This window comes from Microbaculum mangrovi (assembly GCF_051390635.1).
In the GTDB taxonomy this organism is placed as follows: domain Bacteria; phylum Pseudomonadota; class Alphaproteobacteria; order Rhizobiales; family Tepidamorphaceae; genus Microbaculum.
In genome coordinates this window covers 1,016,260-1,040,784 of sequence record NZ_JBPODT010000002.1, presented here as the reverse complement: position 1 = coordinate 1,040,784, position 24,525 = coordinate 1,016,260, and the positions used below count along the sequence as shown (strand labels likewise).

Genomic DNA, 24,525 nt, shown 5'->3' with positions numbered 1-24,525 from the left:
GATTAATTTCGCAAGTAACGCGTGTTTAGGTGCGCCGGTGACGAAATGATGAAGCTAAGAACTGCAAAATACAGAATTGGCCAGGTCGTTCGGCACCGCGTGTACCCGTTCCGTGGCGTGGTCTTCGACGTCGACCCGACTTTCTCGAACACCGAGGAATGGTGGGAGGCGATTCCCGAAGACGTGCGGCCGAAGAAGGATCAGCCCTTCTACCACCTGTTCGCGGAGAACAGCGAAACCGAATACATCGCCTACGTATCGGAGCAGAATCTCCTGCCCGACGACACAGGCGAACCGGTACGACACCCGCAGGTCGCCGAGGTTTTCGACGGGATCGAAGACGGCGTCTATATGAGCCGCGAGGAACGCTGCCACTGACATTTGCGCGGGCTCGTCCCGCCGGAATCAAAAACGCGCGCCCGAAAGGACGCGCGTTTTTTGTTTTCGTACACCGGGAGACCGGTTATTCCGTCGTCGTGCCCTCGGCCGGCGGCTGGGCAGCGCCGCCCTGCTCGATCATCTTCTTGCGGGCTTCCTCGGCGCGCTTCTGCAGCTCTTCCTGCAGCTTCTGGCGCTGCTGGGCGAGCTCTTCCATCGGCACAGGCGGGCCATCCCAGGTCTTGGTGAAGCCCATCAGCGTAAGGCCGATGCCGACTGCCTTGCCCTGGTTGTTGATGACCAGAACGACGAGGTTGGTGCCCTTCTTGAGGCTTTCGATGAACGCGTCATCGATTTCCATCTCGGCGTAGCAGGCGTTCGGTAGGCAGATCACGTACTTGCCGGCGACCTGCTTGCCTTCGTCGATCTGCATGCGGATGCCGGGCTGGATCAGCGTACCGAGCGGCACGGCGGCACGGACGAGGCGCTTGCCTTCCGCCGTCTTGGTCTCCTGGACGGAGACCGACGCCAGGAATTCGCCCGTCTCGGTACGGACTTCCTGGGTGACGAGGCAGACTTCCTTCTTGGTCTCGTCAGCCTGATCGGGCGCGCACAGCTTGATCCAGCTACCAAGCTTCTGCTCCCCGGACGGTGCCTGAACAGCCGGCGCGGCCGGCGGCGTGCCGCCGGCGTCCTGCGCCGATGCGGGAGCCGAAGCCCAGGCGATTGCGATCGCGGCTGCGATCAGCGCACTGCCGACGCCTTTCAGGTGGCGGCGCGAATTCGATATGACGGGCAACATACGTGCTCCTCGAAACCTTCTGAAATTCCCTCGGGTGTGTTGACCACGCTCGCGGATTATTACGGGCATGGCGACACTCATGACGCTAGCTCGCGGCGAATTGCGGCGACAGGATGTCGGAGCCGAGCGCGGGCTACGCAATAGCGCGGATCGCGGCCGATTTCCAGCAACGTCAACCGAAATTCTGGCACACCCCCTCGATCGCGACTTCGCCGGCGAGTTTATCGGCCTATGTTAAAGTGACTGGAGACGATTCGGACAGAGACCGGTCATCTTGCGTATGTTTTCGCGGTTTGGTCGCGCGTTTGGTCGCGGTTTGTCGGTGGCGGCGGGAGTTTTACTCGCCTTTTCGACGGCGATCGGGACCCCGGCCGCCGAACCATCCCATGCGATCGCCATGCATGGCGAGCCGCAATACGGCCCGGACTTCGGAAATTTCGCTTATGTCGATCCGGACGCGCCCAAAGGCGGTAAACTGACGCTGGGCGTCGTCGGCAGCTTCGACAGCCTGAATCCCTTCATCGTCCAGGGCGCGCCGGCCAGGGGCCTGCGCGACTATGTCTTCGAATCGCTGATGACGCGCGGTCTCGACGAGCCGTTCACGCTCTATGGTCTTCTCGCGGACAGCGTCGAGGTGCCTGACGACCGGAGTTCGGTGACGTTTCGTCTGCGGCCGGAAGCACGTTTCTCGGACGGCAAGCCGGTCCTGCCGGAACACGTGATCTTCTCCTGGGAACTGCTAATGAAGAAAGGCAGGCCCAACTTCCGCACATACTATTCGCAGGTCGAAAAGGTAGAGCAACTCGACGACCGGACCGTGCGTTTCACGTTCAAGGGCGCGCCCGATCGCGAGATGCCACTGATTATCGGCCTGATGCCGATCCTGTCGTTCGACCATTACCTGTTCGACGATTTCGAGCGCAGCGGGAACATGCTGCCGGTCGGCAGCGGTCCCTATGTGGTCGAACAGGTGAAGTACGGGGAATCGGTCACCTACCGGCGCGACCCGAACTACTGGGGCCGCGATCTTGCCGTGAACCGGGGGCGGTTCAATTTCGGTGAGATCAAGTACGAGTACTACCGCAACGACTCGACCCTGTTCGAGGCCTTCAAGAAGGGCCTGGTGGACGTCCTGGTCGAGGACAATCCCGCACGCTGGGCGACGGAGTATGTCTTTCCGGCGGCCCGGTCCGGCGACGTGGTCCTCGAGGAGTTCGAGTCCGGTGTGCCGCGTGGCATGTCGGCGCTGGTGTTCAACACCCGCAGACCGATCTTCGCCGACAAGCGGGTGCGCGACGCACTGTTGACGCTCTTCGACGGGGCCTGGATCGACAGGAGCCTTTATCACGGGCTCTATCAGCGCACGCAGAGCTACTATCCGGGGTCCGAACTGTCGGCCCACGGCCGACCCGCCAGCGAGCGCGAGCGCGCACTGCTGGCGCCATGGGCCGATCGGATCGCGCCCGAGATCATGGAGGGCACCTACCAGGTTCCCGGATCCGACGGGTCCGGGCGCGACCGGGCAGCGCTGCGGCGGGCGATCCAGCTTCTCGACGCCGCCGGATATGCGCTGGATGGCGGGGTGATGGCCGACAAGGCGACGGGCAAACCGCTCGCCTTCGAGATCCTTGTGGGAACGCCCGATCAGGAGCGGCTGGCCCTCGCCTACGTCAATTTCCTCAAGCGAGCCGGGATCGAGGTCTCGGTCCGGCAGGTCGACAGCGCCCAGTTCGAGCGCCGACGCCAGACCTTCGATTTCGACATGATGCCCTATTTCTGGTTCTCGTCGCTGTCGCCGGGCAACGAGCAGAAATTCTACTGGGGCAGCGAGGCGGCGAAGACCGATGGGACCCGCAACTACATGGGGGTCTCGGATCCGGCGATCGACGCCATGATCGAGACGATGCTCGAAGCGCACGATCGCGGCGCGTTCGTCGACGCGACGCGCGCGCTGGACCGGCTGCTGATGTCCGGCACCTACGTGGTTCCGCTTTTTCACCTGCCCAAACAGTGGGTGGCGCGGGGGGCGCGTATCGGACACCCTGCCCGTGTATCCTTGTACGGTTACGACCTCGATTCGTGGTGGGACCGCGGCGCCGGGGAGCGGAGCGACTGAACGGGGCAATGGGGCGAACGGGATGATACTGGTCGATCGGGAAGCGGCTCAGCATTACGTTTCCGCCGGTATCTGGGGGAAGGTACCACTGGATGGAATACTGGCGCGCAATGCGGCGGTAAGGCCGAACGTGGTCGCGTTGGTCGATCGTGGCGACCGCCTCGGATGGCCTCGGACCGTCCCCTCGGAAATGACCTGGCGACAGATCGATCACATGGTTTCGGCCGTGTCCGCCGTGTTTCTCGATTTCGGTCTGAAGCAGGACTCGATCGTCGCGATTCAGCTTGGAAACACAGCGGAAGCGCTGATCGCGCACCTGGCCGCGCTTCGCGCCGGTCTGATCCCGGTGGCGCTCCCGCTGATCGCGCGCGAGCACGAGCTGAAGGCGGCCTTCGGAAGGATCGCTCCTCATGCCGTCGTAACCGGAACGCGGATAGGACCGAACGATCATTGCGATCTGATGATGCGCGTCGCGACGGAGATTCTGTCGATCCGGCATATTTTCGCTTTCGGCGACGCGGTACCGGACGGCGTCAGTTCGCTGAACGAGGCTCTGTTGCCCGATGCGTCGTCGGAAGGCGGCAATGGCGCGCCGAGGCCGGGCAATCCGGCCGATCATGTGGCAATCGTCACGCTCGCCAGTTGGGACAGCCGGCTGGAGCCGGTGGCACGCAGCCACAACCAGTGGCTGTCCGTGGCAATGGAGGTGATCCTTAAAGCGCGGATCGGCCCGGATGCCTCACTGGCAACGACGCTCCTGCCCTCGTCGCTCGCGGGGATCGCGTGCGGGCTGGGCGCCTGGCTTCTGTCTGGATGCCAGCTCATCCTCGTCATGCCGTTGACCTCCGCGGCGTTCTGCCGGGAGATCGGCGGGCTTGCGGCGACCCATCTGGTACTGCCCGGGAAGCTCACCCATCTCGCCGCGCGGCTCGATCCGGAGCAACGCACGCGGTTGATCCGCTACTGGTGTTCGCCCGACGCCTTCGATCCCGCGCAGGGAACGGTCGGCGCCGACACGTCGATAATCGATGTCGTATCGCTCGATGAGATGGCACTGACCGCGGGAACGGGACGGCGGGCGCTGGTTCTGCCGATCGCGCCGGTCGACCACCCGTCGGACGATGCAGAGGCCGGCGACGTGGCGAATGCGAGGGACCCGCAGGCGGCGCTTCTGACGGCGCGGATGCAGGGCGCCACGTTCCGGGCGGTCAGCGGGCTGATGCCCGGCGCGCTCATGAGCGGCGCCCTCCTTCTGGGTGGATCGCAGGTGCCGACGACCGCGTTCCGCGCGGGCGACGCCGGTTTTGACGAGTCGTTCCGCTTCGCGCCTCATCCCGACGGTTTCCGCGAGACCGGCCTGCGATCCCGGCGCGTCGACGACGGGCAGCCGATGCTTGCCGTGCAAGGGCACCGTACGGAAACCTTCGTCACCGGGGGCATGGCTGTCGGCGCCGAAAGCCTCGATTCCGTCTACAAGGCCTATGAGGGTTTCGCGGATGCCGCGGCGGCGAGCGTCCCCGATCCGCTGTTCGGTGAGCGCATCGTCGCGGCCGTCGTGCCGAAGCCCGGGATGGACTGCTCGCTCGCCGCGTTCCGCGCCTATCTGCGCGGGATCGGCGTCGCCCCCTACATGGTCCCCGATCGCATCATCGCGGTTGCGGAAATCCCCCGCACCGGGACCGGTTCCGTGCTGCGGTCCGCGATCGCGACCAGCCTCGCGGCATGACGGACGCGGTATCGTCCCCCGTTTACGGCGGCGCGCCGCCCCCCGGGCATTTCAACATTGCGCGCGCCTGCCTCCAGAAACAGGCAGCGACATCGCCCGACAAGGCCGCTCTCATTGTCGCGCACGATCCGGCCGACGGGTCCGGCGACGAGATCTGGACCTATGCCGGCCTCGAAGATGCCGTCCTGCGCGTTTCCGCGGTGCTGTCGGCTTTGGGCGTCAAGAAGGGCGACCGGATCCTGCTCCGGCTCGGCAATACGGCGGGGATGGCAATCGCGTTTCTCGCCGCCACGGCGGTCGGGGCGGTCGCCATTCCGCTGTCGACGCAGCTCACCGGCGCCGATATCGAATTCATGGCCAGGGATACGGAGCCGGCGCTGATCGTCGTTGCGACCGGCCTGCCGATCGGTACGGCGGCGCGAGGCAGGCGCGTGGTCGAAGAAGCGGAGCTTCTCGGACAGGCCGAAACCGCTGACCGGGCCGCCTATCTGGATACCGCCTGCGACGATCCGGCTTACCTGGTCTACACGTCCGGGGCGACATCGCGGCCCAAGGGCGTGCTGCATGCCCAGCGGGCGCTGTGGGGCCGGCGGCCGATGTATGCCGGCTGGTACGGTATTTCCGTGACCGATATCGTCCTGCACGCTGGGACCCTCAACTGGACCTATACGCTCGGCACCGGCCTGCTCGACCCGTTGGTCAATGGAGCCATCGGCGTCGTCTTCGCCGGAGACCGCAGGCCGGACATCTGGCCTGCATTGATCGACCGGTTTCAAGCGACGTTATTCGCTGCTGTTCCAACGGTATACCGTCAAATCCTGAAGTATTGCCCGATGTCCCGGTCGGCAGTGCCGACCCTGCGTCATGGACTTGCCGCCGGAGAGCCGCTGCGCCCCGAGATCGCGAACGCGTGGTACGAGGCGACGGGGCGGCGGATCTTCGAGGCCTTCGGCATGAGCGAGGTGTCGACCTACATCTCGACGCCGCCGACGGAGATGCCGCGTCCGGGCTCTCCCGGCAGGCCGCAGGACGGCCGGGCGGTCGCCGTTGTTCCACTGGAGGGCGGAACCGGACCGATGGGGAGCGGCGAAACCGGTTTGATCGCCGTGCACCGCTCCGATCCGGCGCTGATGATCGGCTACTGGAACCGGCCGGACGAGGATCCGTTTCGCGGCGACTGGTTCGTCACCGGGGACCTCGCCGTCATGGACGAAGATGGCTACGTCTGGCCGAAGGGGCGCGGCGACGACGTGATGAAGGTGATGGGCTATCGGGTTTCGGCAGCCGAGGTCGAGGACGTCCTGTGCGCCGCTCACGGCGTGGCGGAGGCGGCCGTCGTCGCAATTGAGCCCAGGACGGGCGTCTCGGTCATCCGCGCCTGCATCGTGGCGAAGGACGGAGCCAAGCTCGCTCCCGAAAAAGTGCTCGAATTTGCGCGTTCGCGCCTTGCCGCCTACAAAGTACCACACGAGATTGTGGTGACGGGCGCCTTGCCACGCACTGCCAACGGCAAGATCCAGCGGGCAAAGCTGCGCAAAACCATCGCCTGACCGTCCGCGTCCCTAAGCCCGCGGGCGAAAGAGGAGGACAGCCATGCCGACCCCCGTCCAGCTCGATGTGATCTCCGACACGATTTGCCCCTGGTGCTATATCGGCAAGCGGCGGCTGGAAAAGGCGTTGAAGCAGCGCCCGGACGTCGATGTCGATATCCGTTGGCGGCCCTACCTGCTCGATCCGACCATTCCCCCCGGCGGGGTCGATCGGCGCGAGTACCTGGAGAGCAAGTTCGGCGGGCCGGACCGGGCCAAGGCCATCTACGACCGCGTGCGCGAGGCGGGTGCCGAGGAAGCCATTCCGTTCTCGTTCGAGAAGATCCAGCGCACGCCGAATACCATCGATTCCCACCGCATCATCCGATGGGCCGCGACCGCCGGCTCCCAGGAGCAGGTCGTCGAGCGGCTGTTTCAGCTCTACTTCATCGAAGGCGCCAACATCGAGGAGCCGGAGACGTTGATCGGCGTGGCCCGCGAGATGGGCATGGATGCCGAACTGGTTGCCGAGTTGCTCGGCGGAGACGCGGACGTCGAGCTGGTCCAGCGCGAAATCCGGACCGCGCAGAAAATCGGGGTGACCGGTGTGCCCTGCTTCATCTTCGCCAACAGCTTTGGGGTCATGGGCGCGCAGTCGCCGGACATCCTCGCCGAGGCTATCGACCGCGCGCTGACGCAGCCGGCCGAACCGCAAGGCTCCGACGCATCCGCCTAATTACGTTTCAGGCCCCCAAATTCTGTAACCGCGCGCCCTCAACCGGCGCGAGTTTCGGCCCGTATCGAATTCCGACATAGTAGCTCATCCGCGCGGGCCGATTCCGGTGCTTTTGCGCCAGATTCAGCGCACGACGTGTCCGGATTGGGCCTTCCAGAGGCATCTCGCTTCCCGGGCTTTCCGGCCGATCGAACAGGGGCAAGGCATGAGCGAGATCACCGCGCCGACCGAAAGCCGACTGGCGCATTTCCCGGTCGCCTTCTTCGCAATCGTGATGGGGCTTTCCGGAGTGACCCTTGCCTACCGGGCTTCGGAACATGCGCTCGGCGTCGACAACGGCGCCTCTCAGGTCGTCCTGATCGTAACGATCTGCGTATTCCTCGTCATTTCGGCGTTCTATGCCGCCAAAGCGTTCACCTGGACCGAGCGCGTCAGGTCGGAATGGGACAATCCCCTGCAGATCGCGTTCTTTCCGGCGATCTCGATTTCGGTTCTGCTGATCGCCACCGCGATGGCGCCGATCTGGCCGGAGACGGCGCGGCCGATCTGGTTCGTCGGCATGCTCGCGCAGGGGCTGTTGAGCCTTGTCGTGATCGCCAACTGGATCGGTCACCGGACCTTCCAGCAGATGCATCTGACGCCGGCCTGGTTCATTCCGGCCGTCGGCAACATCATCGTGCCGGTCGCCGGAGTCGGGTTCGGCTATCCGGATATTTCCTGGCTGTTCTTTTCCGCCGGGCTGATGTTCTGGATCGTGCTGCTGACGCTGGTGTTCAACCGGCTGGTCTTCCACGATCCCCTGCCCGGCCGCCTGGTGCCGACGCTGGTCATCCTCGTCGCGCCGCCGGCGGTCGGCTTCGTCTCCTACCTCCAGCTCGGCGGCGACCTCGATCCCTTCGCCCTGATCCTGCTCAATGTCGGCTACGTCTTCGCCGGCATCGTCATCACGCAGATACCGAAGTTCCTGACACTGTCGTTCGCGCTGTCGTGGTGGGCGCTGTCATTCCCGATCGCGGCGCTGTCGATCGCCTCGCTCGTCTACGCGGAACGAACCGGCTCGCAGGCGCACCAGACGATCGGGCTCGTGCTGGTCGGCATACTGACCGTTCTGGTCGCCGGACTGGCGGTGCGCACGATCAAGGCGATCGGCGGAAACGAGATCTGCAAACCCGAATAGCCGCGGCCTTGACCAACTGCGGCGTTCAGGCGGCGTTTTCGGTCGTTTCCACCAGCGACGCGATCCGGCGCAGGATCGTCGTGGTGCCGCGTAAGCGGTCCTCCGGCGTCGCCCAGTCGCGCAGCAGCACGATGGTGTGATCGGAGCGGATTTTGGCGCGATGGCCTTCCTCGCCGACGAACTGGACCAGCCCCTGCGGATTGGCGAAGCGGTTGTTCCTGAGGCCGATGACGAGCCCCTTCGGCCCCGCCTCGAGGCGATCGACGCCGGCGTCGCGGCACAGGATCTTGACCCGCACCACGTCCAGGAGCTGATCGGCCTCGGTCGGCAAACGGCCAAACCGGTCGGCGAGCTCGGCGCCGAACGACTCCACCTCCATCTCGTCCGCAAGCTGCGACAGACGCCGGTACAGACCGAGCCGGACGTCGAGATCGGGCACGTAGTAGTCCGGGATCAGCACCGGCGTGCCGAGCGTGATCTGCGGAGACCACTGGCCTTCCTCGACCTCGCCGCCTTCCTTGAGGCTGGCGACCGCTTCCTCGAGCATCGCCTGGTAGAGCTCGTAGCCGACTTCGCGGATATGACCGGACTGCTCCTCGCCGAGCAGGTTGCCGGCACCGCGGATGTCCAGATCGTGGCTCGCCAGCATGAAACCGGCGCCCAGCGTATCGAGTGACTGCAGGACCTTGAGCCGCTTTTCCGCCCCGGCGGTCAGCTTGCGCTTCGCCGGCACCGAGAAATAGGAGTAGGCGCGGGCCTTGGAGCGCCCGACGCGGCCGCGCAGCTGATAGAGCTGCGCAAGGCCGAACATGTCGGCGCGATGCACGATCAGGGTATTGGCGGTCGGGATGTCCAGGCCGGACTCGACGATCGCGGTCGACAGAAGCACGTCGTAGCGCCCGTCATAGAAGGCGCCCATGATGTCATCGAGCTGGGCCGGCGGCATCTGGCCGTGGGCAACCGCGACCTTCACCTCCGGCACGGATTCGCGCAGGAAGGCGGCGTTCTCCTCGAGATCAGCGATGCGCGGGCAGACGAAGAACGTCTGGCCGCCGCGATAGTGCTCGCGCAGGATCGCCTCGCGCAGCACAACGGCATCGAAAGGCGTAACGAAGGTGCGAACCGCAAGCCGGTCGACCGGCGGCGTGGCGATGATCGACAGTTCGCGGATGCCGGTCAGCGCAAGCTGCAGGGTGCGCGGTATGGGCGTCGCCGTCAGCGTCAGGACGTGAATCTCGGCACGCAGGTCCTTCAGCCGTTCCTTGTGGCTGACGCCGAAATGCTGCTCCTCGTCAACGATGACGAGACCGAGATCGCGGAACGTCACGGTCTTGCCGAGCAGCGCATGCGTGCCGATGACGATATCGATGTCGCCGGACTTGAGCCCCTTCTTGGTCTCGCCAAGCTCTTTCGATGTCGCGAGCCGCGAAGCCTGGCCGATCTTGACGGGGAAACCGCGGAAACGCTCGACGAAGGTCTTGTAATGCTGGCGGGCAAGCAGGGTCGTCGGCACGACGACGGCGACCTGGCGACCGGACAGCGCGGCGACGAAGGCTGCCCGGAGCGCCACCTCGGTCTTGCCGAAGCCGACGTCCCCGCAGACGAGGCGGTCCATCGGATTGCCACTCGCCAGATCCTCGAGCACGGCGGTGATGGCCTGCTCCTGGTCCTCGGTCTCCTCGTAGGGGAAGCGTGCGCAGAACTCCTCGAAGGCCCCTTCCGGAGCCGTCATGACCGGCGCGGGGCGCATGGTGCGGGCGGCGGCGATGCGGATCAGCGCCTCCGCCATTTCGCGCAGGCGCTCCTTCATCTTCGCCTTGCGGGCCTGCCAGCCGTGGCCGCCGAGCTTGTCCAGTTGGGCGGTCGCGTCCTCGGAGCCGTAGCGCGAGAGGAGCTCGATGTTCTCCACGGGCAGGAACAGCTTGTCGCCGCCGTGGTAGTGCAGTTCCAGGCAATCGTGCGGCGCGCCCGCCGCCGCGATCGTCTGCAGGCCGACGAAGCGGCCGATGCCGTGATCGACGTGGACGACATAGTCGCCGGGCGAAAGGCTCGTCAGCTCGGTCAGGAAGTCGGCGGCACGCTTGCTCTTGCGTTTCGGCCGGACGAACCGGTCGCCGAGGATGTCCTGCTCGCCGATGATGACGAAGGACGGCGCCTCGAAGCCGCGCTCGATGCCCAGCACCGTAAGCGCCACCCTGCCCGGCTGCAGGTTCTGCGCATCCGGCCAATCGTCGGCGACGGCGAGGCCTTCCAGGCCGTGATCGGCCAGCATGTCGCCCATACGGTCGCGCGAGCCCTCGCTCCAGCAGGCGACGATGATGCGGCGATCCGGGGACGAGAGTGCTCTGGCATGTTTCGCGGCGGCGTCGAACAGGCTTTCGGCCTGGTCGGTACGTTCGGGGGCGAAGTTGCGGCCTTCGCGGGCACCGAGATCGAAGACCGGACCGGTTTCCGCGGTCTCCGGCACGTCGAAGGGCGTCAGCGCGGCAACGGCTCGCGCTTCCAGCGCGCCCGACCAGTCGTCCTCGGGCACGTACAGGTCGCCTGGATCGAGCGGCTTGTAGGGCGCGGAGTCGCCATCCGGCAATTCGAGCGCCTCGACGCGCGCCTCGTGGTAGTCGGCGATGTGGTCGCGTCGCTCGGTCCGGGCTTCCTCTATCAGAGCGTCGAGCAGCACCGGCGTTTCGCCGAGATAATCGAACAACGTTTCCATCCGCTCGTGGAAGAGCGGTAGCCAGTGCTCCATGCCCTGGTGGCGCCGGCCCTCGCTGACCGCCGAATAGAGCGGGTCATCCATGGAGGGAACGCCGAAGCGGGCGACATACTGGCTGCGGAATCGACTGATCGCGGCCTCGTCGAGACGCAGCTCGCTCATCGGAATGAGCGACAGCCCTTTTTCCTGCGCGGTCGTGCGCTGGGTCTCCGGATCGAAGCTGCGGATCGATTCCAGCGTGTCGCCGAAGAAATCAAGGCGGATCGGTTCGGTGCGTCCCGGCGGGAACAGGTCGAGGATGCCGCCGCGCACCGCGAATTCGCCGGTCTCGCGGACCGTGCCGGTGCGCTCGAAGCCATCGCGCGCGAGCCAGGCGACGAGGCCGTCCATATCGATCTGGTTTCCGGGCTTCAGGGTCCACGAAGACGCTGCCACCCAGTCGCGCGGCGGCACCCGCTGGGTGATCGCATTGATGGTGGTCGCGACGATGATCGGGTTGTCGGTCTCGTGGCGATGGCTCAGTCGCGACAGGGTCGCGAGGCGTTGGGCCACCACCTCGCCGTTCGGAGACACCCGGTCGTAGGGAAGGCAATCCCAGGCCGGAAACGGCAGGATCTCGATATCGGGGGCGAAGAACGCTGCCGCATTGCGGAAGGCGGCGAGCCGCTGGGCGTCGCGGACAACGAATAGGAGCAGCGAGCCTGCACCCCGTGCGCGGGCGAGATCGGTCGCGACGACCGCGTCGAAACCGTCGGGCACGTGGGCGAGCGTCACCCGCCCAGGGGCTTCGAGGATGGTGGCGCCGAACGGGCGCTTACGGATCAAGTCGGGAGCGGTCATGGGTCTTCAGACGGCTTCGGCCGTCGGATTGTCTCGATGGAAGTCGCGGATCGCTTGGAGGATCGGCAAATCGTAGTTCGCCGGCACGGGCTTGCCACCGGTGATCCAGGCGAACAGTTCGGGATCGGGCGCTTCCAAAAGGTGCTCGAGTGCCTCGATATCCGCATCATTCAAACCGGCGATGTGACGGTCTACGTATCGGCCGAGCAGCAGGTCCATCTCGCGCGTTCCGCGATGCCAGCAGCGGAACGTCAGCTTTCGGCGCCGCACGTCCATGCCGGCGGTGTCGTTTTTCGCGGTCTCAGTCACGGTTCGGGCCTTGCAGGATATGGTGCCGTTGGCTTTCGCGGGGGTATAGCGCGCGGGCGCGCCGTCTACCACCCGCCGATCGCCGTGCACGGCGAAATACCGGTTTGTATATGTCGACTCTCGGCATAATCCGCTAGACCTTTGCCATGCGGCCATCGTCCCTGAACAGCCTGTTTGCACCGGTTTCCAGTCTGCCCGGCGTCGGTCCGCGGCTGTCGAAGCTGTTCTCGAACCTGCTCGGCGCCGACGACGAACTCGGCGAGCCGCTGGTCGTCGATCTGCTCTGGCATCTTCCCTCGGGTCTCGTCGACCGGCGTCAGCGCCCGACGATATCCCAGGCCGTTCCGGGAACGATCGCCACCTTGCGCGTCACCATCGACAGGCACCGGCCCTCGCCGCCGGGCCGTTCGCGGGCGCCTTATCGGGTTCAGTGTCACGACGAAACCGGTGATCTGACACTCGTTTTCTTCCATTCCAACGCGCAATGGCTGGAAAAGACCCTGCCCGTCGGCGAGGTGCGCTGGGTCAGCGGGCGGATCGAGGAATTCGGCGGCACGCTGCAGATCGTTCATCCCGATCACATCGTCGACGAGGACGGTTTCGCCAGGCTGCCATTGCTCGAGCCAATCTATCCGCGCACCGCGGGCCTGAGCGGCAAGGTGATCGCCAAGGCGGCGACGGCGGCGGTCGAGGCGGTGCCGGACCTGCCAGAATGGCAGGACGCGGCATGGCTGAAACGGCGGACGTTTCCCGGCTTCAAGGCGGCGCTCGCGCATGTCCATCACCCGCAGGAGCCGAGCGAGGCGGCCGAAGAAAGCCAGAACTGGCAAAGACTTGCCTATGACGAACTGCTTGCCGGACAGCTGGCGCTGACGATCGTGCGTAGCCGGATGAAGAAGGCCGGCGGCAAGGCCCGGGTGGGCGACGGACATATTCAGACAAAGATCATCGATGCCCTGCCCTTCAGCCTGACGGGCTCGCAGGCGCAGGCCGTGGAGGATATCCGGGCCGATCTCGCCGCGCCCTCGCGGATGCTGAGACTGCTGCAGGGAGACGTAGGCAGCGGCAAGACCGTGGTCGGCTTACTCGCCATTTCGGTCGTCGCGGAGTCGGGTTCGCAGTCGGCTTTCATGGCGCCGACGGAGCTTCTGGCCCGCCAGCACTTCCGGACCATCGCGCCGCTCGCCGAAGCGGCGGGCCTGACGGCCGCGATCCTCACCGGACGCGAGACGGCGAAGGAGCGCAAACCGATCCTCGCGGGTCTCGCCGAGGGATCGATCGACATCCTCGTCGGCACCCATGCCCTGTTCCAGACCGGGGTGGAATTCGCCGACCTCGGGCTGGCGGTGGTCGACGAGCAGCACCGCTTCGGGGTGCATCAGCGCCTGGCGCTGGCGGCCAAGGGCGAGGCCGTCGACATGCTGGTGATGACGGCGACGCCGATCCCGCGCACGCTGCTGCTCACCCATTACGGCGACATGGACGTGACCAAGCTGACCGAGAAGCCGGCCGGCCGCAAGCCGGTCTCGACCGCGGTCGTGCCGCTGGACCGGATGAGCGACGTGGTGGCGCGCGTACAGCGCGCCGCCGACGCGGGGGCCCAGGTCTACTGGGTGTGCCCGCTGGTCGACGAATCCGAAGTCCTCGACGTTGCCTCGGCGGAAGAGCGCTTCGCGGCGCTGAAACCGGTATTCGGAGATCGCGTCGCGCTGATCCACGGGCGCATGAGCGGGGCGGAGAAGGATGCGGTCATGCGCCGCTTTATCGACGGCGCCGTCCGCGTCCTGGTCGCGACCACCGTCATCGAGGTCGGCGTCGACGTGCCGGACGCCAGCGTGATGATCATCGAGCATGCCGAGCGCTTCGGCCTGGCCCAGCTGCACCAGCTGCGCGGCCGCGTCGGCCGGGGGCGCGCGGAATCCAGCTGCCTGCTGCTCTACAAGGGCCCACTCGGCGAGACGTCGCGGGCGCGGCTCGAAATCATGCGCGAGACCGAGGACGGCTTCCGCATCGCCGAGGAAGATCTCCGGCTGCGCGGCGGTGGCGAGGTTCTGGGCACGCGCCAGAGCGGCATGCCGGAGTTCCGTGTCGTGCGCACCGGCGTCCATCTCGACATGCTCGAAGCCGCCCGCGACGACGCCCGGCTCGCCCTCGAACGGGATCGGGGCCTGACGAGCGCGCGCGGCCAGGCGCTGAGAACGCTGCTGTATCTGTTCCGGAAGGATGCTGCGATGCGCCTGATAGAGGCCGGATAGGCCCGCCTATTCGGCGGCGCTCTTCGGCTCCAGCGGATCGGTGTCTCCGGTCTTCTTGCCGCTCTTGCGGCCCGGCAGGGTGCCTTGCGCCACGTTGTCCCGTGTCGGCGTCACGAGACCGCCCGAAATCACGACCTTGGCGGCTTCCTCGACGGTCATGTCGAGGACGATCACGTCCTTGCGCGGCACGAACAGCAGGAAGCCTGAGGTCGGGTTGGGCGTGGTCGGCAGGAACACGCTGAGCAGATCGGTTTCGTCCCCGCCGGCCTTCTCGCTGAGTTCGCCCTTGGTTTCCGTGGCGATGAACACGACCGCCCACAGGCCCGGCCGCGGGTATTCGATCAGTCCGACATCCTTGAAGGACTGATTGGTCTGCGATAGCACCGTCTCGAAGATCTGCTTGAGGCCGCGGTAGATCGAGCGGACCAGCGGCGTGCGGTCCAGCAGCAACTCGCCATAGGAGATGATGGTGCGGCCGAACAGGTTCGCCGTGGTCGCGCCAAGCACGATCAGCACGACGATCGCGACGATCAGGCCGAAGCCGGGCACGGTGAACGGCAGATAGTGGTCCGGATTGTAGCGTTCGGGAATCCACGGCTTCACCCACGCGTCGACCCAACCGATGAAGGTCCAGGTGATGTAGATGGTGATCGACAGCGGCGCTGCGATCACGAGACCGGTCAGGAAGTAGTTGCGCAGGCGCATGCCGAACCCAATCCGCCGTTTCACCGGCGGATCGTGCGGCAGAATGGGGCCGAGCCCGCCGCCCTCGCCTTCCGGATGGTTCGTCATACGTGGTCCGATCGTGAGAAGTGGGCCGGGTTGGTCCCGGCGTCAAGTCCGCGCTCACGCATCATATAACCCAATTCGTGGGGGCGGGAGGGGTGATGGAATCGAACCGGTGCCGTTTTTGTCGGCATCACGCCGATTATTCCACCGTCACCGATTTTGCCAGATTGCGTGGCTGGTCGACGTCGGTGCCCATGAAAACCGCCGTGTGATAGGCGAGAAGCTGAACCGGGATCGCGTAGATCAGCGGCTGGACGAACTGGAACATCTTCGGCAGCACCAGCGTCGCCTGCGGCTGGTCGCCGGCGGCTTTCGCGCCGTCCTCGTCGGTCAGCAATATGATGTTCCCGCCGCGGGCGGCCACCTCCTGCATGTTGGAGATCGTCTTGTCGAACAGGGTATCCGACGGCGAGACGACGATGACCGGCACGTTCTCGTCGATCAGTGCGATCGGGCCGTGCTTGAGTTCGCCGGCAGCGTAGCCTTCGGCGTGGATGTAGGAGATTTCCTTGAGCTTCAAGGCACCTTCGAGCGCGAGCGGGTAGTTGAGGCCGCGCCCGAGATAGAGGACGTCGCGGGCCCGCGACAGATCCCTGGCGATGTCCTCGATCTGCGGCTCGAGCTTGAGTGCCTGGGTCGCAAGCCGCGGCACCTCGATCAGGGCGTGGACGAGCTTGCGCTCGTCGCCGTCCGACAGGATGCCGCGCTGGCGGCCGGCGGCAATCGCCAGGCAGGCCAGCACCGTGAGCTGGCAGGTGAACGCCTTGGTGGAGGCGACACCGATCTCGGGGCCGGCGAGCGTGGGGAAGACAATCTCGGACTCGCGGGCGATCGTGGATTCGCGCACGTTGACGATCGACAGGATGTGCTGGCCCTGGGAATCGCAGTAGCGCAGCGAGGCCAGCGTGTCGGCGGTTTCGCCGGACTGGGAAATGAAGATCGCCAGCCCGCCTTCCTCAAGCGGCACCTCGCGGTAGCGGAACTCCGAGGCGACGTCGATGTCGACGGGAAGGCGCGCGTACTTCTCCATCCAGTACTTGCCGACGAGGCCGGCATAGTAGGCGGTGCCGCAGGCGCAGATGGTGATGCGCTTCAGCTGGGAGAAATCGAAGGGCAGATCCTCCGGCAGCCGCACGGTCTCGGTCGCCATGTCGATGTAGTTGGCGAGCGTATGCGAGATGACCTCGGGCTGCTCGTAGATTTCCTTGGCCATGAAATGGCGGAAGTTGCCCTTGTCGACCAGTAGCGCGGTCGCCAGCGAGCGGTTCATCGGGCGCACGACCGGATTGCCGTCGCCATCGAAGATGGAGGCGCCGGCGCGGGTCAGCACCACCCAGTCGCCGTCTTCCAGATAGGTGACCCGGTCGGTGAAGGGCGCGAGCGCGATGGCGTCGGAGCCGAGGAACATCTCGCCGTCGCCGTGACCGATGGCCAGCGGGCTGCCCCGCCGCGCCCCAATCATGAGGTCGTCCTGACCGTCGAACATGATGGCGAGCGCGAAGGCGCCTTCCAGACGCGAGAGCGTGCGGCGCACGGCCTCCGCCGGCGGCTGGCCGGCCGCCAGCTCGCGGGTGATGAGATGGGCCACCGTTTCGGTATCGGTGTCCGTCTGGAACACCGCGCCGCCGGCTTCCAGCTCGGTGCGCAGGTCGCGGAAATTCTCGATGATGCCGTTGTGGACCACCGCAACGCGATCCGTGGCGTGGGGATGGGCGTTGGTCTCGTTGGGCGCGCCGTGGGTCGCCCAGCGGGTATGGCCGATGCCGATCCGGCCCATCAGCGGGGCTTCCCGCAGGCGCGTCTCCAGATTGCGCAGCTTGCCCTCGGCGCGGCGGCGCTGAAGATGCGTGTCCTCCAGTGTGGCGACGCCGGCGGAGTCGTATCCCCGATACTCGAGGCGCCGCAACGCCTCGACGATGCCCTCGGCAACCGGCTCGTTGCCGATGATGCCTACAATCCCGCACATGTGACTATCGACTCCCGGTCATCGGCCCGACGCCGCTTTGAAGGCCGTCGGTCATATCATGGCGTCGGATATCGGCTTTCGCGATTTTGGAGAATTCAAACTTTGTGACCGACTCTGACACCTATTTTGGGGAACTATCCCTCGGATTTCTTAGAATCCGGTTTCCGCGCGGCCGCTTTGGCTCTCGCGGCGATCCGACCGGCGCCTCCCTCCTTTTCGATCTGCCGGGCGCGTCCGAAGGCCAGCGCATCGGGCGCGACGTCCTTGGTGATGACGCTGCCGGTGGCGACATAGGCGCCGTCGCCGATCCTGACCGGGGCCACCAGCGCGGTATTCGAGCCGATGAAGGCGCCCGCCCCGATATCGGTGTGATGCTTGGAAACCCCGTCGTAATTGCAGGTGATGGTGCCCGCCCCGATATTGGCGCCGGCGCCGACACGGGCGTCGCCGATATAGCTGAGATGGTTGACCTTGGCGCCGTCCTCCACGGTCGCCGCCTTGACCTCCACGAAATTGCCGACCCGCGCGCCGGCCCCGATCGCCGATCCCGGCCTGAGCCGGGCGTAGGGACCGACGGTCGCGCCGTCGCCGATCGACGCGCCCTCGATATGCGAGAAGGCGCGGACGGTGGCGCCGTCCCCGACCGACGATTCCGGCCCGAAGACCACATTCGGCTCGATGAGAACGTCGCGGCCGATACGCGTGTCGCGGCTGAGGAAAACGGTCTCGGGGGCGACCATGGTGGCACCGCCGTCAAGCGCGGCGGCGCGCAGGCGGGCCTGCATCGCGGCTTCGGCGGCGGCGAGCTGGGCGCGGGTGTTGACGCCCTGCACTTCGGCTTCCGCGCAGGTGACGGCAGCTGTGGCCAGTCCACGCGACCTGGCGATCTCGATCGCGTCGGTCAGGTAGTACTCGCCCTTGGCATTGTCGTTTCCGATCGCGTCGAGCAGGTCCGGAAGGATCCCTTTGGAGAAGGCCATAACGCCAGCATTACAGAAGGTTATGCCTTTTTCCTCATCCGAAGCATCGCGTTCCTCGCGGATGGCCGTGACCGTGTCACCCTCGGTGATCAGGCGGCCGTAGCCGGTCGGGTCGGCGGCCTCGAAGCCGAGCACGACGACATCGGCGCCGGTAGCCAGCGCGGCCCGCATGCGCTCCAGCGTTTCCGGCGTGACCAGCGGGGTGTCGCCGAACAGGACCAGCGTGTCGCGGTCGGCGGTCATGGCGTCGCGGGCCGCCAGAACCGCGTGGGCCGTGCCGAGCCGTTCGGATTGCAAATGGAGGGACGCCTCGGGCGCCCGCTTCGACAGGAAGGTGGACACAGCGTCCATGCCCGGCCCGACGACCACGGCGACGGCCTTGTCGCCGGTCGACACCCCGATCGTCTCCAGGACGTGGCCGAGCATCGGCACGCCGGCCACCGGATGCATGACCTTGGGGATCGCCGAACGCATCCGCGTGCCCTCACCGGCCGCGAGGACGATGTAGAGGCATGGACGGTCGGTCATGGGTAGCTCCGCGGGCACATGGTTACCGGATAATTAACTGGATCGCTGCAAGGTTGGGGAGAGAATCGGTTAATTCTGGTTAACGGCTTTAACTCGGAAACGGTAGACATTTTGGCGATCAAACTCGGATCCGCGAAGAGGCGCAGACCTCCCCGTGCGCGCCGTTTGCGGCGCATATGGGGCGTGATGGCCATCTTGTCAGCGGCCGGGGCGCTCGCTTCGGCGGTCGACGCGCCGGGACGGGCGCGGATCGCGGCGCTTTTCGACCCGGCCTCCGATGCGCAACTGGCCGGGGGCTTCGCCACGCATTCCGAGATCGCCGACCTATCGGCGGAGCTCACCCGGCTGCGCTCCGAGACGCGCCTGCTAGCGCTGGAGAAGGAAGCGATGGCGATCAAGATCGCCACGCTGGAAAGCGATTTCGGCCCGATCACCGGATCCATTCCCGACCCCGCCGGGATCCGACAGGATGAGCCCCCGACGGACCCGGACGGGACCGCGCAGACGGCGCCCCGGTCCGTGCGGACGATAGACGTCGGCTACGTGGCGCGTCCGGGCAAACAGGATCGCTACGCGACGCCGCCGACGCCCGCGCCGAAGCCGGTGGCAACCGCCACCCCGGACGATGCGTCGGTTCAGGCGGAGACGGCTCAGGCGGAGACGGCTCAGGCGGAGACGGATCTCGCTGCGCTCGCCAGCCCGGCCGCGCGCGTCATTCCCTCGGCGGTGAGCCAGACCCGTTTCGCCGTTCAGCTCGGCATCGCGGATACGATGGACGAGGTCCGCCAGATGTGGACGGCGATCGCGAATGCGCACGACATCCTGGTCGGCCGGCTCGAGCCGGCGGTCGCGATCGCCGAGGCCGACGAAACGATCCGCCTGCGCCTGCTGGCGGGACCGTTCGCCGATGCCGGCGACGCGATCCAGGTCTGCAGCCTGCTCAACGAACGCGGCGTCGACTGCCGGGCAGTGCGCAGCGAGGGCCAGAAGCTCGTCATGCGGTGACGGCATGGTGGCCCCGTCCTCCGCGCCCTTGCCGAGCGCCGGGAAGCCCTGTAGGTCCTGAGTTCCTGTGATCGGGGATATCAGAGGGCCGGACCGAGACGCGCCATGAGCGAGCAGACCCGCGCCTACGTGATCCTCGCCTTCATGCCCCTGTTCTTTTCCTCGAACCTCGTGCTCGGCCGGGCCGCGCTGGACTTCGTCGAGCCGTGGACGCAGGCCTTCTGGCGCTGGGGCCTGGCGAGCGTGATCCTGCTGCCGTTCGCCTGGGCGGGGATACGCCGCAACGCCGACGCGCTTCTGGCCCAGTGGCGCCTGATCGCCCTGCTCGGCTTCCTCGGCATGGTGGTGTGCGGCGGCTTCGTCTATCTGGCGCTGCGCCACACCACGGCGACCAACGCCACGCTGATCTACACCACGTCGCCGGTCTTCGTTCTGGTGCTGGAGGTCTTGTTCCGCGGCCAGCGCGTGAGCCTGCGCCAGATCGCCGGCATCGTGCTGGCGTTCGTCGGCGTCGTCGTCATCGTCATGCACGGGGAGCTAAAGCGGCTGCTTGGGCTCAGCCTCAATCCCGGCGATCTCGGCATCGCCTTCGCCGCCTTCGCCTGGGCGATCTATTCGGTGCTGCTGCGGCGGCCGTCGCTGCAGGGCTTTCCGACGACGGTGCTGTTCGACGTCATCGCCTTGTCGGGCGCCGTGCTGCTGATCCCGTTCATGGCCTGGGAAACGGTGGCGGTGGCGCCGGTCCCGCTCGAAGCGGCGGCCTGGATCAGCCTGATCGGGCTGGCGATCTTCTCCTCGGTGCTGCCGTTCCTGTCCTACCAGTACGGCGTCAAGGTCGTCGGCCCGTCGATCACCTCGGCGTTCCTGTACCTGCTGCCGGTCTACGGCGTGCTGATGGCGGTGACCTTCCTCGGCGAGGAATTCCATACCTATCATGCCGTCGGCTTCGTGCTGGTGACGGCGGGCGTGATCCTGGCGACGGCGCAGTTCGGCCGCCGCGTCGCGAAGACGGCCTGACGGGCAGCCCGCCCGCCGAGCCTATCCGCCCAGGAACAAGCGGCCGACGTCGGGATCGGCCAGCAGGTCGTCGCCCCTGGCCGCCTTGGCAAGCTGGCCGGAGACGAGCACGTAGCCGATATCGGCGAACTCCAGGCCCTTCTTGGCGTTCTGCTCGACCATGACGATGGTCTTGCCCTCGCTGCGCTGGAGGTCGTCGAGGATCTCGAAGACCATGTCGATGAAGCGCGGCTCGAGGCCGATCGACGGCTCGTCGACCAGCAGGACGTCCGGGTTCATCACCAGCGCGCGGGAGATCTCCAAAAGCCGCCGCTCGCCGCCCGAGAGAACCCGGGCGGGCTGCCTGCGGCGCTCTGCAAGCCGGGTGTACTTGTCGAAGACCCGTTCGGCCGCCTCCCGGGCCTCCTTGGGATGGGGCTTCAGGAACCCGCCCATCCAGAGGTTCTCCTCCACCGTCATCTGCGGGAAGACCGAGTTGTCCTGCAGGATGTAGGCGATGCCGGCGTCGCGCAGCTTCTCGTTGGGGTTCAGGCCGGTGATGTCGCGCCCGCCGACCGAGATGGTCCCGCCCATGATGTTGGTGAAGCCGAAGATCGAATGCAGCACGGTCGACTTGCCCGCGCCGTTGGGGCCGATCAGGCACAGCGACTGGCCTTTGGCCACGCGCAGCGAGAAGTCGTGCAGGATCTGCATGCGGCCATAGCCGGCGCGCAGGGAGTCGATCGACAGGAACGGCTCGCCGGCGAGCGCGTCGAGCACCTTCGGATCGGGCGCCTCGGCGGCGATCTTCTCGGCCTCCAGCTGCACATCCTCGACCGACATGACGGTGGAGATGTCGCCGAGGCCATAGCCGCGGATCCGTTTGCCGCCCTTGTTCTCGCCGGCCATCAGTGCGCCCCCAGATAGGCTTCGACGACGCGCTGGTCGTTCTGGATCTCGTCCGGCTTGCCCTCGGCGAGGAGGCGGCCATGCGCGAGGCAATAGATGTGCTCCGCCAGGTTCATGATCACCCGCATGTTGTGCTCGATCACGAATAGGGTGATGCCGAAGTTCGCGTTGGCGTGGACGAGCCGGTCGATCAGGCCGTTGATGAGGGTCGGATTGATGCCGGCGGTCGGCTCGTCGAGCATCAGCAGCTTCGGCTCGTTCATCAGCGCCATGGCAAACTCGAGCAGCTTCTGCTGGCCGAAGGAGAGATCGCCGGCAAGCAGGTAGCGCTTCTGGTAAAGGCCGACGAACTCGAGCAGTTCCTCGGCACGGCCGTGCTCGCCCGACCGCTGGCTGGCGAACAGGTGCATCAGCGTCTGGCCGCGCATCGAGGTGGAGATCAGCATGTTCTGCATGCAGGTCATGCCGCCGTAGATGCGGGTCTGCTGGAAGGTGCGCAGCAGGCCGCGCCGGGCGATCTGGCGCACGCGCAGCTTCGATATCTCGTTGCCCTCGAAGCGGATCGAGCCGGAGTCGATCGGATGATAACCGACGATCGAGGAGAACAGCGTGGTCTTGCCGGAGCCGTTCGGCCCGATCAGGCCGATGATCTTGCCTTCCGGCACCCGCAGCGAAATGTCGACATTGGCCTGGACGCCGCCGAAGGCCTTCGACACGTCCCTGACTTCCAGGAGCGTGCTCATTCGGCCGCCCCCCCTGCCCCGCGCGCCAGCGCCGGGTCGACCTTGTGGCCGAAGCGCTCGGGGAAGCGATCGCGCAGGAAGCCGAGGATGCCCTGCGGGAAGAACACGACGATGAGCACGATCATCAGGCCCAGCGCCACGCGCTGCCAGCCGAGCAGGTAGGTCCAGAAGACCTCCTTCAGGACCTGGAAGACGACCGCGCCGATCACCGGCCCCCACAGCGTGCCCTTGCCGCCGAGGATGGCCATCAGCACCATCCAGACGCCGAATGTGGCGCCGGCGAAGGCGACCTCGATCGGGTCGATGAAGCGCTTCAGGTTGCCGAGGATGCCGCCGGCGACGCCTAGGAACAGCGCGGAGATCACCCAGGCGGAGACCTTGATGCGGGTGGTCGGCAGGCCCATCGCCTCGGCCTTGTCCTCGTCGTCGCGGATGGCGTTGATGGCAAGGCCGAAACGGGTCGTGTAGAGCCAGGCGACCACGATGAAGGTGATCACGGCGAGCACGAAGGCGAAATAGTAGTAGAAGCGGGCCGTGTCGCCGATGCCGGACGGCGCGTGCGGCACGACCATGCCGGAGCCGGCCCCGATCCACTCCCAGCCGTTGGCGATCTGCCCGGCCGCGACCCCGAGGCCCAGGGTGCAGATCGCGAAATAGTGACCGCGCATACCGAGCACCGCGGAACCGAGGATCGCGGCGACGATGCCGGCGGAGACGGCGGCCAGCGGCAGCCCCAGCGCCAGGCCTTCGAGATACTGGGCGACGTCGAAGGTGAAAACCGTCTGGCCGCCGCCCTTGGCCGCGTTGTACTCGGCGACCGAGTAGAACAGGCCGACCTGGGTGATGGCGCAGACATACATGCCGACGCCGATGAAGACGACGTTGCCGAACGAGTTGTAGCCCATCTGCCCGCCGACCAGATCCCAGGTCAGGGCGAAGACGATGAACAGCCAGAGCTCGGCCATCTGCGACTGATAGTTCGGGAACAGGTACGGGGCGGCGGCGCCGATCGCCAGTAGCGCCGCGTAGCCCAGCAGTCTGGAGGCGCCGACTTTCATTTGAGGTACTGCCGCTTGGCCGCCAGCCGCCAGTTGCGCCATACCAGCACGACGACGAGAAGCGCGAAGACGAAGGCGAGCTGATACTGGGCGCCGAGGACGAAGCCGGCGATATTTTCCGCCGCGCCGAGCCCGAGCCCGGCCAGGATGACGCCCGCGAAGTTGCCCAGGCCCGCGACGACGACGATCATGAAGGAGCGGATCGTATAGGGCAGCCCGATATAGGGATGGATGTTGTAGGCCATCGCCACCAGCGCGCCGCACGACCCGCAGATCGCCGCGTTGAGCCCGTAGGTGACGGCATAGACCCGGTCGGTGTTGATGCCCATCACGCGGGCGGCCCGGGCATTCTGGGCCGTGGCGCGGATCGCCTGGCCCATGCGCGAGCGCTTCAGGAAGACCACCATGCAGCCACCGACGACGATGGCGAGCACGAAGGCGACGACCTTGATTTCCGACAGCGTGACGAGCCCGTCGAACAGGAACACGGTGCCGAGCCCGGCTTCCGCGATCTGCACGTTGCCGCTGAAGGCCGTGTTCATCAGCTGCTGGAGGAGGATCGACAGGCCGAAGGTGGCCAGGATCGAGACGAACAGGTCACGGTCGACGACGCGGAATATCACCGCGCGATAGAGCGCCCATCCGACGATGAACATCACGACCGCGGCGACCGGCACGGCCAGCAAGGGATGGATGCCGCCCCAGTACATCATCACGGCGACATAGCCGCCGAGCATGACGAACTCGCCCTGGGCGATGTTGATGATGCTCATCACCCCCCAGACGAGCGCCATCCCGTATGCCGCGAGCGCGAAGATCGCCCCGAGCAGAAGTCCGTTGAGGACCAGGTCCACGGTGATCACCGGAGCCTGGAACAGTATCATCAGGTTGTCGAACACGACCCGCCCCGTCCTGGAAGACTGTTTATTGTCGTAGGCGAATTGCACGGCTCCGGGGCGTCGTTTCCCCC

19 protein-coding genes are annotated in these 24,525 nt (G+C 66.2%); 9 read left to right on the top strand and 10 right to left on the bottom strand.

From position 1 onward, the window contains the following. Positions 1 to 45: 45 nt before the first annotated feature. Positions 46 to 378, top strand: coding sequence for a heat shock protein HspQ (gene hspQ / locus ACSF9G_RS11315; protein WP_436641553.1), 333 nt, complete (start codon positions 46 to 48; stop codon positions 376 to 378). Between the two features lie 85 nt (positions 379 to 463). Here the strand turns inward: hspQ and ACSF9G_RS11310 are convergent, their stop codons facing one another. Beyond that, positions 464 to 1,180, bottom strand: a complete 717-nt coding sequence (locus tag ACSF9G_RS11310) for an invasion associated locus B family protein (protein WP_436641551.1) — start codon at positions 1,178 to 1,180, stop codon at positions 464 to 466. 280 nt (positions 1,181 to 1,460) lie between these two features. Here ACSF9G_RS11310 and ACSF9G_RS11305 point away from each other — a divergent pair, with 280 nt between their 5' ends. From ACSF9G_RS11305 to ACSF9G_RS11285, 5 genes are all read left to right on the top strand, one after another. Next, positions 1,461 to 3,296 (top strand): extracellular solute-binding protein, encoded by a 1,836-nt coding sequence (locus ACSF9G_RS11305; protein WP_436642130.1) that lies wholly within the window; start codon positions 1,461 to 1,463, stop codon positions 3,294 to 3,296. Between the two features lie 22 nt (positions 3,297 to 3,318). Further along, entirely contained in the window at positions 3,319 to 5,022 is a 1,704-nt protein-coding gene (locus ACSF9G_RS11300; RefSeq protein WP_436641549.1) for an AMP-binding protein, read from the top strand. After that, entirely contained in the window at positions 5,019 to 6,572 is a 1,554-nt protein-coding gene (locus ACSF9G_RS11295; protein WP_436641547.1) for an acetate--CoA ligase, read from the top strand. The genes ACSF9G_RS11300 and ACSF9G_RS11295 overlap by 4 nt, the downstream gene beginning before the upstream one ends. A 43-nt stretch (positions 6,573 to 6,615) precedes the next feature. Beyond that, positions 6,616 to 7,287, top strand: coding sequence for a DsbA family oxidoreductase (locus tag ACSF9G_RS11290; RefSeq protein WP_436641545.1), 672 nt, complete (start codon positions 6,616 to 6,618; stop codon positions 7,285 to 7,287). Positions 7,288 to 7,492: 205 nt separating this feature from the next. Next, the gene (locus ACSF9G_RS11285; RefSeq protein ID WP_436641543.1) at positions 7,493 to 8,464 is read left to right on the top strand and encodes an SLAC1 anion channel family protein; all 972 of its coding nucleotides are present in this window, start codon (positions 7,493 to 7,495) and stop codon (positions 8,462 to 8,464) included. 25 nt (positions 8,465 to 8,489) lie between these two features. Here ACSF9G_RS11285 and mfd read toward each other — a convergent pair whose 3' ends face one another. Beyond that, the gene (mfd, locus tag ACSF9G_RS11280) at positions 8,490 to 12,017 is read right to left on the bottom strand and encodes a transcription-repair coupling factor (protein WP_436641541.1); all 3,528 of its coding nucleotides are present in this window, start codon (positions 12,015 to 12,017) and stop codon (positions 8,490 to 8,492) included. 6 nt (positions 12,018 to 12,023) lie between these two features. Beyond that, positions 12,024 to 12,293: an FAD assembly factor SdhE gene (locus ACSF9G_RS11275; RefSeq protein ID WP_436642128.1), complete on the bottom strand. Its 270-nt coding sequence runs from the start codon at positions 12,291 to 12,293 to the stop codon at positions 12,024 to 12,026. A 179-nt stretch (positions 12,294 to 12,472) separates the two neighbouring features. On the opposite strand from ACSF9G_RS11275, the gene recG reads away from it, so the two are divergent. Beyond that, complete coding sequence (gene recG / locus ACSF9G_RS11270) at positions 12,473 to 14,581, top strand: ATP-dependent DNA helicase RecG (RefSeq protein ID WP_436641539.1); 2,109 nt, start codon at positions 12,473 to 12,475, stop codon at positions 14,579 to 14,581. 6 nt (positions 14,582 to 14,587) lie between these two features. Here recG and ACSF9G_RS11265 read toward each other — a convergent pair whose 3' ends face one another. The 3 genes from ACSF9G_RS11265 to glmU form a co-directional block, all read right to left on the bottom strand. Next, complete coding sequence (locus tag ACSF9G_RS11265) at positions 14,588 to 15,286, bottom strand: DUF502 domain-containing protein (RefSeq protein ID WP_436642126.1); 699 nt, start codon at positions 15,284 to 15,286, stop codon at positions 14,588 to 14,590. A 223-nt stretch (positions 15,287 to 15,509) separates the two neighbouring features. Continuing rightward, positions 15,510 to 17,336 carry a glutamine--fructose-6-phosphate transaminase (isomerizing) gene (gene glmS / locus ACSF9G_RS11260; protein ID WP_436641537.1) on the bottom strand — a complete coding sequence of 609 codons (1,827 nt, stop codon included), beginning with the start codon at positions 17,334 to 17,336 and terminating at the stop codon, positions 15,510 to 15,512. A gap of 134 nt (positions 17,337 to 17,470) precedes the next feature. Further along, positions 17,471 to 18,844, bottom strand: a complete 1,374-nt coding sequence (glmU, locus tag ACSF9G_RS11255) for a bifunctional UDP-N-acetylglucosamine diphosphorylase/glucosamine-1-phosphate N-acetyltransferase GlmU (protein WP_436641535.1) — start codon at positions 18,842 to 18,844, stop codon at positions 17,471 to 17,473. Positions 18,845 to 19,030: 186 nt separating this feature from the next. On the opposite strand from glmU, the gene ACSF9G_RS11250 reads away from it, so the two are divergent. Then, positions 19,031 to 19,849: an SPOR domain-containing protein gene (locus tag ACSF9G_RS11250; protein WP_436641533.1), complete on the top strand. Its 819-nt coding sequence runs from the start codon at positions 19,031 to 19,033 to the stop codon at positions 19,847 to 19,849. A 105-nt stretch (positions 19,850 to 19,954) separates the two neighbouring features. Continuing rightward, positions 19,955 to 20,866: a DMT family transporter gene (locus tag ACSF9G_RS11245; RefSeq protein ID WP_436641531.1), complete on the top strand. Its 912-nt coding sequence runs from the start codon at positions 19,955 to 19,957 to the stop codon at positions 20,864 to 20,866. A 21-nt stretch (positions 20,867 to 20,887) separates the two neighbouring features. Here ACSF9G_RS11245 and ACSF9G_RS11240 read toward each other — a convergent pair whose 3' ends face one another. The 4 genes from ACSF9G_RS11240 to ACSF9G_RS11225 are packed head-to-tail and all read right to left on the bottom strand — an operon-like array spanning position 20,888 to position 24,454. Continuing rightward, positions 20,888 to 21,754 (bottom strand): ABC transporter ATP-binding protein, encoded by an 867-nt coding sequence (locus ACSF9G_RS11240; protein WP_436641529.1) that lies wholly within the window; start codon positions 21,752 to 21,754, stop codon positions 20,888 to 20,890. Further along, on the bottom strand, positions 21,754 to 22,497 hold the full coding sequence (locus ACSF9G_RS11235) for an ABC transporter ATP-binding protein (protein ID WP_436641527.1): 744 nt from the start codon (positions 22,495 to 22,497) through the stop codon (positions 21,754 to 21,756). Before ACSF9G_RS11235 ends, ACSF9G_RS11240 begins: the two co-directional genes overlap by 1 nt. Next, on the bottom strand, positions 22,494 to 23,555 hold the full coding sequence (locus ACSF9G_RS11230; protein WP_436641525.1) for a branched-chain amino acid ABC transporter permease: 1,062 nt from the start codon (positions 23,553 to 23,555) through the stop codon (positions 22,494 to 22,496). The genes ACSF9G_RS11235 and ACSF9G_RS11230 overlap by 4 nt, the downstream gene beginning before the upstream one ends. Continuing rightward, the gene (locus ACSF9G_RS11225) at positions 23,552 to 24,454 is read right to left on the bottom strand and encodes a branched-chain amino acid ABC transporter permease (RefSeq protein WP_261617658.1); all 903 of its coding nucleotides are present in this window, start codon (positions 24,452 to 24,454) and stop codon (positions 23,552 to 23,554) included. The genes ACSF9G_RS11230 and ACSF9G_RS11225 overlap by 4 nt, the downstream gene beginning before the upstream one ends. Between the last annotated feature and the right edge of the window lie 71 nt (positions 24,455 to 24,525).